Origin of the sequence: Roseivirga spongicola, from assembly GCF_034376045.1 — a bacterium.
Taxonomy (GTDB): Bacteria; Bacteroidota; Bacteroidia; order Cytophagales; family Cyclobacteriaceae; genus Roseivirga; species Roseivirga spongicola.
This window is the reverse complement of record NZ_CP139724.1, coordinates 2,292,016-2,303,102: the sequence shown is the minus strand read 5'-3', so window position 1 is coordinate 2,303,102 and position 11,087 is coordinate 2,292,016. Positions and strand designations below refer to the sequence as shown.

Here is an 11,087-nt window from a genome sequence, read left to right as displayed (position 1 = left end):
TGTGTACAAACAGGAAAAGACCCGTGATCCCGACCCCTCTAAAGAGGGACTGAGACCAGGGCCTGATCCTTGCCATAATTACTTATGGCTGTTCAAATTACTTAAGCTCTACTTCAGCGCCAGCTTCTTCTAGTTGCTTCTTAAGCGCTTCTGCTTCGTCTTTAGCAACTCCTTCTTTTACAGCTTTAGGAGCGCTGTCTACGATTTCTTTTGCTTCTTTCAATCCTAGGCCAGTAAGTTCTTTTACAAGCTTAACAACAGCAAGTTTAGATCCACCTGGAGCGTTCAATACTACATCGAATGAAGATTTCTCTTCAGCAGCACCTTCGCCATCACCACCAGCAGCAGGGCCAGCTACAGCTACAGCAGCAGCTGCAGGTTCGATACCGTATTCTTCTTTAAGGATATCAGCAAGTTCGTTTACTTCTTTCACAGTAAGGTTTACCAACTGTTCTGCGAATTCTTTCAAATCTGCCATTTTATTAATTGTTATAAAGTTTTAAATCTTAGTTAAATAATTAGTTCTCACGTTCAGACAAAGTCTTAAGAATACCAGCCAATTTGCCACCTGCACCTTGAAGTCCAGAGATAACATTTTTAGCAGGAGATTGTAGTATGGTGATAACTTCACCAATAAGCTCAGCCTTCGACTTAAGCTGGCTCAACATATCTAAATTCTCTTCTCCAATAAAAAGATCAGTGTCGATGGAAGCGCCTTTTAACACTGGAGATTGTCCGCCCGATTTTTTTCTAAATTCCTTGATTAATTTTGCTGGTGCGTTAGCATCCTCACCTGAGAACATAACACCAGAAAAACCTTTTAATACTTTCTCATCGAAAGGGGTATAGTCAGAATCCATCTGCTCCAACGCCTTAGCGATAAGTGTATTCTTTACAACTTTGTACTCGATACCTTTATCGAAGCACAGTCTTCTCAATGAGTTGGTCTGAGCAACCGACATTCCGGAAGCATCAGTGATGTAGAAGTTCATATTGGCTGAAAACTTTTCTACCAACTCGCCTATTACAACTGCTTTTTCTTCTCTAGTCATGATTATAATCCGGAAATAGAGTTTTTATCAACTTTCACACCAGGGCTCTGAGTTGTAGAAAGGTTGATACTTTTAAAGTATGTTCCTTTCGCAGATGCAGGCTTCAACTTAGAGATAGTCTGGATTACTTCATTTGCGTTGTCAGCAATTTTCTCAGGAGAGAAAGAAGCTTTACCAATACTTGTATGAATGATTCCGTACTTATCTACTTTGAAGTCGATTTTACCACCTTTTACATCTTGAACTGCTTTACCCACATCAAGAGTAACTGTACCCGCCTTAGGGTTTGGCATCAAACCTCTAGGACCTAGTACTCTACCTAAACGACCTACTTTCGCCATCACAGTTGGCATGGTGATAATCACATCGATATCTGTCCAACCACCTTCAATTTTAGCAATGTAATCGTCAAGTCCAACGTAATCAGCACCAGCATCTTTAGCCTCTTGCTCCTTATCTGGAGTACAAAGCACCAATACTTTCACTTCTTTACCAGTACCATGTGGAAGGGCAACAACGCCTCTTACCATTTGGTCTGCTTTACGTGGATCTACACCCAATCTAATATCAATGTCTACTGATGCATCGAAACTTGCAGAGTTTACCTCTTTAATGATTCCTGCAGCCTCAGTTAGCGCATATAATTTTGTTGGGTCATATTTACTTAAAGCCTCTTTTTGCTTTTTAGTTAACTTTCCCATGTGTTAAATCTTTAGTTTTCCCAAGGGGCTTTACCTGAAACCTTCAATCCCATACTTCTTGCTGTACCAGCCACCATTTTCATGGCAGACTCAACAGTAAAAGCATTTAAATCCGGCATCTTAACCTCAGCAATCTCCTTAACTTGATCCCAGGTTACACTTCCAACTTTTACTCGATTTGGTTCAGAAGAACCTTTCTTTTGTTTAGAAGCTTCCATCAACATCACCGGTGCTGGAGGAGTTTTAATTACAAAATCAAAAGACTTATCAGAATAAATAGTAACGAGAACAGGTAGAACCTGACCCATTTTATCCTGAGTACGTCCGTTGAATTGCTTACAAAACTCCATAATGTTAAGTCCCTTTGAACCCAAAGCAGGACCTACCGGAGGAGAAGGATTGGCTTGGCCACCCTTGACTTGCAACTTCAGATAACCAGAAATTTCCTTAGCCATCTTAATCTTGTTTTTCGACTTGCATGTAACTTAATTCAACGGGGGTATTTCGACCGAAGATCTTAACCATTACGTTAAGCTTTCTTCTTTCCTCGAAAACCTCCTCAATAGTACCCGTAAAACCACTAAAGGGACCGTCCATAACTTTAACGGTCTCTCCAACTATATATGGAGTATCTAGTTGTTCGTCAAACTCATCAATTTCCTCGACCTTACCTAAGATACGATCGACTTCACCTTGACGCAAAGCAACTGGCGGAGTGGAAGCATTGCCAGCTGAATGACCTAAGAACCCTATGATACCAGGTATATTCTTAATTAAATGAACGACTTCACCGTTTGATAAATCGGCCTGAACCATGATGTAACCAGGGAACATATTTCTGTCTCTTGACTTCTTCTTACCATTTCTGATTTCAAAAATCTTTTCAGACGGAATAAGTACTTGAGGAATTTGCTCAGAGAAATTCTCTTGAACAATCTCGTTATCGAGATACTCCTTCGCCTTACGCTCCTGGCCCGACACAGCCCTAACCATATACCACTTCAGTTCTGACATCGCTCCTTATATTATAGGTTATAAAACCAATCCATGATAGTATCGAACCCTAAATCGATTAAACCGATCACTAGGGCGAAAATCAAAGAGGCCACTAAAACTAATACAGAACTACTCTGGAGCTCTGATAGCTTAGGCCAACTTACTTTGTGTCTCATCTCATCGTATGATTCACTCACAAAGGATACTAATTTACTCATTGGTTTTACTCCTTAATTTTTGCACGGGTGGTAAGATTCGAACTCACGACCTTTGGTTTTGGAGACCACTGCTCTACCAACTGAGCTACACCCGTTTGTTAATGATTTTCAGACAGCAGAATGAAAATCAGTACTTTACAATATTTTAAAAAGCTTTTCTTTCCGAAAAACCATAACACAGCCGCATGAGTAGTGACCCAAAACGGGCTGCAAATGTAGACAAATTTATTTAACAGAACAAACGCGCTTCCGAAAATTCCGAAAACGCGTTTGTCTTAAATATATCTATTATTAGATGATTAGTCTAAGATCTCAGTAACCTGACCAGCACCTACGGTTCTACCACCTTCTCTGATAGCGAAACGAAGACCTTTGTTCAACGCAACAGGCTGAATCAAGTTAACTTCGATTGTTACGTTATCACCTGGCATTACCATTTCGATATCTGCTGGAAGTTTAATCTCACCAGTTACGTCAGTAGTTCTTAGGTAGAACTGAGGACGGTACTTGTTAAAGAATGGAGTGTGACGTCCACCTTCTTCTTTTGATAGAACGTAAACCTCTGCTTTGAAGTGAGCGTGAGGAGTAATTGAACCAGGCTTACAGATAATCATACCTCTTTTGATATCAGATTTCTCGATACCTCTAAGAAGAAGACCAACGTTGTCACCAGCTTCACCTCTATCCAAAATCTTACGGAACATCTCAACACCAGTAATGGTAGACTTAAGGTTTTCAGCACCCATACCGATAATATCTACAGGGTCACCTGAGTTGATAACACCACTTTCGATTCTACCAGTAGCAACAGTACCACGACCAGTGATCGAGAATACGTCCTCAACAGGCATCAAGAAGTCTTTGTCAGTAAGACGCTCAGGAAGTGGAATATAATCATCCACAGCAGCCATAAGCTCTTCGATCTTACCTACCCACTTGTCATCTCCGTTCAAACCACCAAGAGCAGAACCTTGAATAACAGGAATATCATCACCAGGGAATTCGTAGAAAGAAAGCAATTCTCTTACTTCCATTTCAACTAATTCTAAAAGCTCTTCATCATCAACTAAGTCAACCTTGTTCATGAATACAACTAGCGCAGGTACACCTACCTGACGAGCCAAAAGAATGTGCTCTCTAGTTTGAGGCATTGGACCATCAGTAGCCGCAACTACTAGGATCGCACCGTCCATCTGAGCTGCACCAGTTACCATGTTCTTAACGTAGTCAGCGTGACCTGGACAGTCAACGTGAGCATAGTGCCTGTTTGCAGTTTGATATTCAACGTGCGAAGTATTGATAGTGATACCTCTTTCTTTCTCTTCAGGAGCGTTGTCAATTGAAGAGAAGTCTCTTAGTTCAGCAAAACCAGCTTTTGCAAGAACTGTAGTAATCGCTGCAGTTAAAGTGGTCTTACCGTGGTCAACGTGACCGATAGTACCAATATTAACGTGCGGCTTGGAACGGTCAAAGGTTTCTTTAGCCATGATTGTAATTAGTTAATATTAATGTTTATATAATTCTAAAATCAGTCACCCATTTTGGGCACCATATTCAATTCCTCTTGGAGCCAATGACGAGATTTGAACTCGTGACCTCTTCCTTACCAAGGAAGCGCTCTACCCCTGAGCTACATCGGCTTAAATAGCTTTAAGCTCTAAGTTTCATGTTAGAAGTAACGGAACTTAAAACTCAAAACTTTGAACTCAAAGGTTTGAGCGGGTGACGAGGCTCGAACCCGCGACCTACAGCTTGGAAGGCTGTCGCTCTACCAACTGAGCTACACCCGCTTTTAAACTACACACCAAACCTCAAAAATCAATCCCTGACTAGCAGGGATTTGATCTATGATTTTGACGTTAGTCTTGGTGGGGGGAGAAGGATTCGAACCTTCGAAGTCATAAGACAACGGATTTACAGTCCGTCCCAGTTGGCCGCTTTGGTATCCCCCCGAATCAATCTTTAAAAGAACGATTTAAATAGCCTTTACGCGAAAGGGAATGCAAAATTAGACCCTTTTTTATATTAATCAAACAATTGCCACAAAAAGATAATTCTTTTTCTACCTCTTTATAAATATCAGTCTGAGACTCAGCAAACAAGCATTTATAAAAGGTGAAAATAATAGTTAAACATTCGCAAAAGTCTCAAGTGGTTTACTCTCTCACAATAAAAATAGTTACCTATATTTGTGCGATTTGGAACGGTGAATTTTTCACTTTCCTTTAAGTCTCAGAACAAACCTGAATTGATGTATCGCACGGAAACTGCTGCTGGAGATCAAGTCGAAATTTCTTTTGAAGGCAACAAGCCTTTATTTAATGGCTCTCCTATTAATTGGTCTCTTATAGAAGAAAAAAGTAAGAGATACCTTATATCTAAAGACCACAAGAATTTCAAATGTGAAGTTCTTAGTTTGGATCAACTCACCAAAACGGTGGAGATTAAAATCAACAAGAACATTTACACCATTAGCCTTAAAGACAAAATGGATGTTTTGCTAGAGCAAATGGGTATAGACATGGTGGCTGCTAATGTGGTAAATGATTTAAAAGCCCCTATGCCAGGCCTTGTTCTTGAAATACCAGTTTCGGTAGGTCAAGAAATAAAGAAAGGCGACCAGCTCATTATTTTGGAGGCTATGAAAATGGAGAACGTACTAAAAGCCGTTGGTGATGGCGTTGTAAAGAGCATTGAAGTAGGCAAAGGAGATAGCGTAGAAAAGAATCAAGTACTTATAAAGTTTTAACAATAGATGTCTTATAAAAGGATATTACTAAAACTGAGCGGAGAAGCTCTAATGGGTGACCAGAATTATGGAATTGACTCTAAGAGGCTCGAACAATACGCTTTGGAAATTCAAAGGGTGAAAGAGCAGGGAGTTGAAATTGCCATAGTTATTGGTGGTGGCAATATATATAGAGGCGTTCAGGCTGAAGCTTCAGGAATTGACAGAGTTCAGGGAGACTACATGGGCATGTTAGCTACAGTAATTAACGCTATGGCTATTCAGAGTGCATTAGAAAAGCACGGAATGTACACAAGGCTGATGTCGGGAATCAAAATGGAGGCTGTTTGTGAGCCATTCATTAGAAGAAGAGCAGTAAGACACCTAGAAAAAGGCAGAATAGTTATTTTTGGTGCTGGTATTGGCAACCCTTATTTCACAACAGACTCTACCGCCAGTTTGAGGGCTATTGAGGTTGAAGCTGATGTTGTACTGAAAGGAACTCGTGTAGACGGTGTTTACTCTGCCGACCCAGAAAAAGACCCTTCGGCCGTAAGGTTTGAGAAACTTAGTTTTGATGAAGTAATTCAAAATGGTTACAGTATCATGGATATGACAGCCTTTACGCTTTGTCAAGAAAACAATGTGCCAATCATTGTTTTTGACATGAATAAACCTGGAAACCTCGAGAGACTGGTGACAGGCGAAGAACAAGTAGGAACGCTTATTAGTTAAAGAATATCATGGAAGAGATTGAGATATATCTGGACGCTGCCCGAGAAATGATGGAAAAGGCAGTAGTACACACAAAAGCAGAACTTGCTAAAATTAGAGCAGGCAAAGCTATGCCTAGCATGCTAGATGGCCTCAGAGTTGAGTATTATGGAAACCCAACACCTGTTAGCCAAGTAGCTTCGGTATCTACCCCAGATGCCAGAACCATTTTTATTAAGCCTTGGGAAAAAGCTATGGTTGGCGAAATTGAAAAGGCCATCATTAACAGTGATTTAGGTTTAAACCCTCAAAACGATGGAGAGAATATTATCTTAAATATTCCACAACTCACTGAGGAAAGAAGAGGCCAACTAGCAAAACAAGCTAAAGCTGCCACTGAAGATGGTAAGATTAGCATAAGAAATGCTAGAAAAGAAGCTAATGACGAACTTAAAAAACTTCTAAAGGACGGAGTTTCTGAAGATGCCGTTAAAGGAGCTGAAGAAGAAGTTCAAGAGCTTACCGATAAGTTCGTTAAAAAAATGGACGAGCTTTATGAGCACAAGGAAAAAGAGATAATGACGGTGTAAATGTGGTAACCTCTAATCAAAAACTTAAAAGCACTCTAGTAGTGCTTTTTTTTATTTAAAAATATACGTTTTTAAAAACTGCTCTGAAGAAAGCACCGGAATCTCAGCAAAGTAAAAATCATCAAGGTTTTCTGTTACAATACATTTGCAGCCAGCCTCTACCGCTGCATAATACTGAAAACCATCTTCTACATCCTGCACCTTTGGATTTAACAAAGCTTTATTAACCGCTGCTTTATCAATTTTGGCAATTGAAAGGTGTTCGTAGATAAGCGCAAGTTTCTGCTTAGCCATTTGCTTACCTGATTTTTTTGTAGCGAAATAAAAACCAATTGCTAAGCACAAAGGGCTCGTGTATAACTCTACTCCTTTCAAGCTTCCCGAAGAAAGCACTCTAGAAGAATAAGTAAAAAGTGGATACTCTTTGTTCAGTACCGAAACAATCACATTTGCATCTACAAAAGCTTTTAGCATTACTTCTACTTCTTCTCGTAGAAATCTGACTTAGGGATTTTTCGCGACTTGGTATGATATTCGGCCTTACCTTCGGCAACTTCGTTTACCCAATCTGCAATTGGCAAACTGTCTAAGGACTTATAATCCTTAGATACGATTTGACTATACAGGTATTCTGTAAGGCGAGACAAACTGATATTATGTTGCTCAGCAAATGCTTTTGCTGAAGATATTACTTCCTTGTTGAAACTGAGTGTAACCTTTGCATCCATAACTCTAATGTTATACGACAAAAATATAATTTTTATACGTAAAAAAAAGAAGCTTGGTAAAGTCACTTGCGATTCGCCTCCTTTACCTACCAACTCAACACCAATAATTCACAACTCGTTACAAAAAAATTTTCTACTAACAACCTCTTCACTATCTATACCTTGTGAAGGTATCAAACTCATATTTTCTCTATTTGTATAAAATACCATTTTAGTCAGATTCATTTTTTATACATTTAATGAATAAATAGAATCCTATGAAAGGAACCAACTTAGGAGAGTTTGAAGAGATAGTACTATTAACCATTGCTGCCCTTATGGAAGAAGCCTACAGCGTAGCAATATGTGACGAAATAGAAAAGGTTACTGGGAGAAAGGTAAAGCTAAGTGTAGTTCATGCCGTGCTTAACAGATTGTCAGATAAAGGTTATGTGCAATCTGAGCTCGGTGCCCCTACTAAAGAACGTGGTGGACGCAGAAAGCGCTTCTTCTATGTTACGCATGCGGGCAAAGTTGCACTAACAAAATCTAAAGAACAGCGAGACCAATTGTGGAGTCTTATCCCAAGTTTCAACCTAAAATTTACTTGAAGAATAAAAAGACCATACCGCCAAAATGGGCCGATCGCTTTCTAGAGTGGTACTGTAAGCCTTCGTTATTTGAAGACTTACAAGGCGACCTTTATGAACACTTCTACAGGCACATAGAAGATAAGGGAATTAGAAAGGCCAAGCTCATTTTCGTGTTGAACGTCTTTAAATTCTTCAAACCTTATACAGTCAAAAAACTCAATTTTCTGAATAAATTAACTCAATTCATCATGTTCAAGAATTACTTCAAAACCTCTTTTAGGAGCATTGCTCGAAACAAACTGTTCTCCTTTATCAATGTATTTGGCTTGGCGGTAAGCATGTCGGTATGTCTCTTAATGATCACCCTACTTACTGAAGTTAAAAGTTACGAGAAGTTTCATGCCGATGCTTCCGACATATACAGGGCAACCAATTTATATCAATACCTGGAAGAGGAGCCTAACCTTTTTGCCTCTACCTCAATCATTGCTGGTAAAAGAATAAAGGAAGAAATTGCTGGAGTCGAAGCTGCCACCATTATGCGAAGAAACTTTGCAGGCGATTTTGAAAATGACAATCAGAAGTTTGCCCTCAGAGGTATTTGGGCCGATGAAAGCTTCTTTGACGTTTTCTCCTTCGAAGTAATTTATGGAGACAAAGACCAAGCATTGACCAACCCAAAGTCTCTGGTTATTACAGACGAAACTGCTCTAAAAATATTCAATCAACTCAATGTTGTTGGAGAGACTTTGTTGAAGGGAGATGAACCATATCAGGTTACTGCAGTGGTAAAAACGCCACCATTCAACTCGCATATTAAGTTTGAGGTTATTGGGTCGTTTTCAACACTAGATCAGGCTCAAATGCAGAGAAACGCTACAGGTTGGTTGAGCTGGCAAAACATGTGGATGAACTACACCTACTTTAAAGTAGCCGATGGACAGTCAATAAAGAACATTCAAGCTGCTCTTGACAAAATAAGTATCGACCAAAACTCAAGAGAAAAGTACACCTCTATTCAATTGGGAGCTCAACCTATACTAAAAATAATGACAGGACCGCAAATATCTAACAGCCTCGGCATGAATATGGGAAGTGAAACATTATGGATCTTAGGCATTCTATCTTTTGTGGTTATTCTATCTGCAGGCTTTAACTATACCAACCTCTCTATAGCGAGGTCTTTAAGAAGAGCCAAAGAAGTTGGAATTAGGAAAGTGGTTGGCGCAAAACGGGGGCAAATATTCTCGCAGTTCACAGTTGAGGCCTGCATTATCTCCATCTTTTCACTCATACTTGCCTATGGAGGGTTTCTACTAATCAAGCCATTATTCTTAAGCCTTAATCCTGAAATGTCTAGGATGCTTCAGCTCAAGTTAGAACCAATTACAATTATCTATTTTGTGCTGTTCGCAATTCTTGTTGGCTTCGCTGCTGGTTTGCTCCCGTCTTTAGTGCTTTCTAAACTCAAGGCTATACAGGTTTTAAAAACCACTTCCAACACCAAGCTATTCTCTAGTGTAAGCCTTAGAAAAGCGCTGATAGTTATTCAGTTCACGTTGACCCTCGGCTTCATTATTTCTGCTAATGTGGCTTATAATCAATTCAAATACTCCGTGAATTTTGACAAAGGATTTAACGGGGAAAACATAATTACAATTGGCCTAGCAGGCAATGACCCAGAACAAGTAAAGACTCTATTTGAGCGAATTCCGGAAGTAGAACAAATATCTATGGCTGCCATGGTTCTTGGCACAGGAGAAAGATGGGGAGACGATTTGAAATACAAAGACCCGCTTGACTCTACCACCATATATTACTCTTCGGTAGACCAGAACTACATCCCTATGCTGAAGCACAATTTAATTGCTGGTAGCAACTTCCTTAGAACACCAACATCTGATAATGAGTCCGAGATAATTGTGAATGAAACACTTTTAAAAAGATTCAATATTGGTACGCCACAAGAAGCTATTGGAGAACAGGTACTTGTAGGTTCTAACAAGCTCACTATAATTGGTGTGGTTGAAGACTTCCATTATGCCCCCATTAACGAACCAATCGAGTCTTTCGGCTTTAGGCAAAACCTAGAAGATATTCAATTGCTTAACCTTAAAGTGAACAGCACTAACCTTGTGGGCACAATGGATAAACTGAGAGCTGCCTGGGAAGGCTTTGACGAAGTTCATCCTTTTGAATCTCGTTTTCACTCAGAACACATCGCAAGAGCCTACGACACTTATGAACTCATGTTCACGATTGTAACCTTCTTAGCTTTTGTAAGCATTTCTATTGCATGTTTAGGCCTATTAGGAATGGGAGTTTATACAGCAGAAACGCGCATGAAAGAAATTAGCATCAGAAAAGTGCTAGGAGCATCAGAAAGCAGTCTTATACAGTTATTAGTGAAGGGCTTTATGTATTTACTTCTCATTGCCGCAGTTATTGCCATCCCAGCCACCTACTATTTGTTCGATAGTATAATCTTAGCCGATCAAGCAAACAGAATCTCAATTGGTCTTAATGAAATGGGACTAGGTGTTCTATTTATATTCTGTATTGGGTTTTTAACCATTAGCTCACAAGTTTGGAAAGCCGCCAAGGCCAATCCTTCTTCTACATTAAGGAGCGAGTAAATGACCGAATAATCCGAGCTAATGCGTAAGCTCTTACCTACACATTAAACAACATAAATAATGGCGATCAGTCTTGAATCGCCATTTTGTTTTATTGAATGTTATATATTTAATCCATTTAGTCTTCATTTAAGAATTTAATCCCTATATTT

At 39.6% G+C, this 11,087-nt stretch carries 14 protein-coding genes and 4 tRNA genes; 5 read left to right on the top strand and 13 right to left on the bottom strand.

Features of this window, described 5'->3' with window-relative positions:
* Positions 1–97: 97 nt before the first annotated feature.
* From rplL to T7867_RS10080, 11 genes are all read right to left on the bottom strand, one after another.
* Entirely contained in the window at positions 98–478 is a 381-nt protein-coding gene (gene rplL, locus T7867_RS10130) for a 50S ribosomal protein L7/L12 (protein ID WP_068221204.1), read from the bottom strand.
* Between the two features lie 40 nt (positions 479–518).
* The gene (gene rplJ, locus T7867_RS10125) at positions 519–1,052 is read right to left on the bottom strand and encodes a 50S ribosomal protein L10 (protein ID WP_068221202.1); all 534 of its coding nucleotides are present in this window, start codon (positions 1,050–1,052) and stop codon (positions 519–521) included.
* A gap of 2 nt (positions 1,053–1,054) precedes the next feature.
* Positions 1,055–1,753, bottom strand: coding sequence for a 50S ribosomal protein L1 (gene rplA / locus T7867_RS10120; protein ID WP_068221201.1), 699 nt, complete (start codon positions 1,751–1,753; stop codon positions 1,055–1,057).
* Between the two features lie 11 nt (positions 1,754–1,764).
* On the bottom strand, positions 1,765–2,208 hold the full coding sequence (gene rplK / locus T7867_RS10115) for a 50S ribosomal protein L11 (protein ID WP_068221200.1): 444 nt from the start codon (positions 2,206–2,208) through the stop codon (positions 1,765–1,767).
* Position 2,209: 1 nt separating this feature from the next.
* Positions 2,210–2,767, bottom strand: a complete 558-nt coding sequence (gene nusG / locus T7867_RS10110; RefSeq protein WP_068221198.1) for a transcription termination/antitermination protein NusG — start codon at positions 2,765–2,767, stop codon at positions 2,210–2,212.
* Positions 2,768–2,778: 11 nt separating this feature from the next.
* The gene (gene secE / locus T7867_RS10105; RefSeq protein ID WP_068221195.1) at positions 2,779–2,967 is read right to left on the bottom strand and encodes a preprotein translocase subunit SecE; all 189 of its coding nucleotides are present in this window, start codon (positions 2,965–2,967) and stop codon (positions 2,779–2,781) included.
* 22 nt (positions 2,968–2,989) lie between these two features.
* A tRNA-Trp gene (locus T7867_RS10100) sits at positions 2,990–3,062 on the bottom strand.
* Positions 3,063–3,266: 204 nt separating this feature from the next.
* Entirely contained in the window at positions 3,267–4,454 is a 1,188-nt protein-coding gene (gene tuf / locus T7867_RS10095) for an elongation factor Tu (protein WP_068221192.1), read from the bottom strand.
* A 78-nt stretch (positions 4,455–4,532) separates the two neighbouring features.
* A tRNA-Thr gene (locus tag T7867_RS10090) sits at positions 4,533–4,607 on the bottom strand.
* Positions 4,608–4,684: 77 nt separating this feature from the next.
* A tRNA-Gly gene (locus T7867_RS10085) sits at positions 4,685–4,757 on the bottom strand.
* 76 nt (positions 4,758–4,833) lie between these two features.
* Positions 4,834–4,919, bottom strand: a tRNA-Tyr gene (locus T7867_RS10080).
* Between the two features lie 299 nt (positions 4,920–5,218).
* Here T7867_RS10080 and T7867_RS10075 point away from each other — a divergent pair.
* Genes T7867_RS10075 through frr form a run of 3 tightly spaced genes read left to right on the top strand, consistent with a single transcriptional unit; the run spans position 5,219 to position 6,999 of the window.
* On the top strand, positions 5,219–5,716 hold the full coding sequence (locus T7867_RS10075; RefSeq protein WP_068221187.1) for an acetyl-CoA carboxylase biotin carboxyl carrier protein subunit: 498 nt from the start codon (positions 5,219–5,221) through the stop codon (positions 5,714–5,716).
* Between the two features lie 6 nt (positions 5,717–5,722).
* On the top strand, positions 5,723–6,430 hold the full coding sequence (gene pyrH / locus T7867_RS10070) for a UMP kinase (protein WP_068221185.1): 708 nt from the start codon (positions 5,723–5,725) through the stop codon (positions 6,428–6,430).
* An 8-nt stretch (positions 6,431–6,438) separates the two neighbouring features.
* Entirely contained in the window at positions 6,439–6,999 is a 561-nt protein-coding gene (gene frr, locus T7867_RS10065) for a ribosome recycling factor (RefSeq protein ID WP_068221183.1), read from the top strand.
* A gap of 51 nt (positions 7,000–7,050) precedes the next feature.
* Here frr and T7867_RS10060 read toward each other — a convergent pair whose 3' ends face one another.
* Together T7867_RS10060 and T7867_RS10055 are read right to left on the bottom strand one after the other, a co-directional pair.
* Entirely contained in the window at positions 7,051–7,473 is a 423-nt protein-coding gene (locus tag T7867_RS10060) for a type II toxin-antitoxin system VapC family toxin (RefSeq protein ID WP_068221181.1), read from the bottom strand.
* A 5-nt stretch (positions 7,474–7,478) separates the two neighbouring features.
* Positions 7,479–7,748 (bottom strand): DUF6364 family protein, encoded by a 270-nt coding sequence (locus tag T7867_RS10055; RefSeq protein WP_245660232.1) that lies wholly within the window; start codon positions 7,746–7,748, stop codon positions 7,479–7,481.
* Positions 7,749–7,984: 236 nt separating this feature from the next.
* Between T7867_RS10055 and T7867_RS10050 the strand changes: the two genes are divergently transcribed.
* Positions 7,985–8,317 carry a PadR family transcriptional regulator gene (locus tag T7867_RS10050; RefSeq protein ID WP_068221177.1) on the top strand — a complete coding sequence of 111 codons (333 nt, stop codon included), beginning with the start codon at positions 7,985–7,987 and terminating at the stop codon, positions 8,315–8,317.
* Positions 8,314–10,935: an ABC transporter permease gene (locus tag T7867_RS10045; RefSeq protein WP_068221174.1), complete on the top strand. Its 2,622-nt coding sequence runs from the start codon at positions 8,314–8,316 to the stop codon at positions 10,933–10,935. Before T7867_RS10050 ends, T7867_RS10045 begins: the two co-directional genes overlap by 4 nt.
* The last annotated feature ends 152 nt before the right edge of the window (positions 10,936–11,087 follow it).

Bases quoted from the DNA above. Each gene is read 5' to 3' on its own strand.
- rplL (WP_068221204.1), bottom strand. From the start codon at position 478: ATGGCAGATTTGAAAGAATTCGCAGAACAGTTGGTAAACCTTACTGTG.
- rplJ (WP_068221202.1), bottom strand. From the start codon at position 1,052: ATGACTAGAGAAGAAAAAGCAGTTGTAATAGGCGAGTTGGTAGAAAAG.
- rplA (WP_068221201.1), bottom strand. From the start codon at position 1,753: ATGGGAAAGTTAACTAAAAAGCAAAAAGAGGCTTTAAGTAAATATGAC.
- rplK (WP_068221200.1), bottom strand. From the start codon at position 2,208: ATGGCTAAGGAAATTTCTGGTTATCTGAAGTTGCAAGTCAAGGGTGGC.
- nusG (WP_068221198.1), bottom strand. From the start codon at position 2,767: ATGTCAGAACTGAAGTGGTATATGGTTAGGGCTGTGTCGGGCCAGGAG.
- secE (WP_068221195.1), bottom strand. From the start codon at position 2,967: ATGAGTAAATTAGTATCCTTTGTGAGTGAATCATACGATGAGATGAGA.
- tuf (WP_068221192.1), bottom strand. From the start codon at position 4,454: ATGGCTAAAGAAACCTTTGACCGTTCCAAGCCGCACGTTAATATTGGT.
- T7867_RS10075 (WP_068221187.1), top strand. From the start codon at position 5,219: ATGTATCGCACGGAAACTGCTGCTGGAGATCAAGTCGAAATTTCTTTT.
- pyrH (WP_068221185.1), top strand. From the start codon at position 5,723: ATGTCTTATAAAAGGATATTACTAAAACTGAGCGGAGAAGCTCTAATG.
- frr (WP_068221183.1), top strand. From the start codon at position 6,439: ATGGAAGAGATTGAGATATATCTGGACGCTGCCCGAGAAATGATGGAA.
- T7867_RS10060 (WP_068221181.1), bottom strand. From the start codon at position 7,473: ATGCTAAAAGCTTTTGTAGATGCAAATGTGATTGTTTCGGTACTGAAC.
- T7867_RS10050 (WP_068221177.1), top strand. From the start codon at position 7,985: ATGAAAGGAACCAACTTAGGAGAGTTTGAAGAGATAGTACTATTAACC.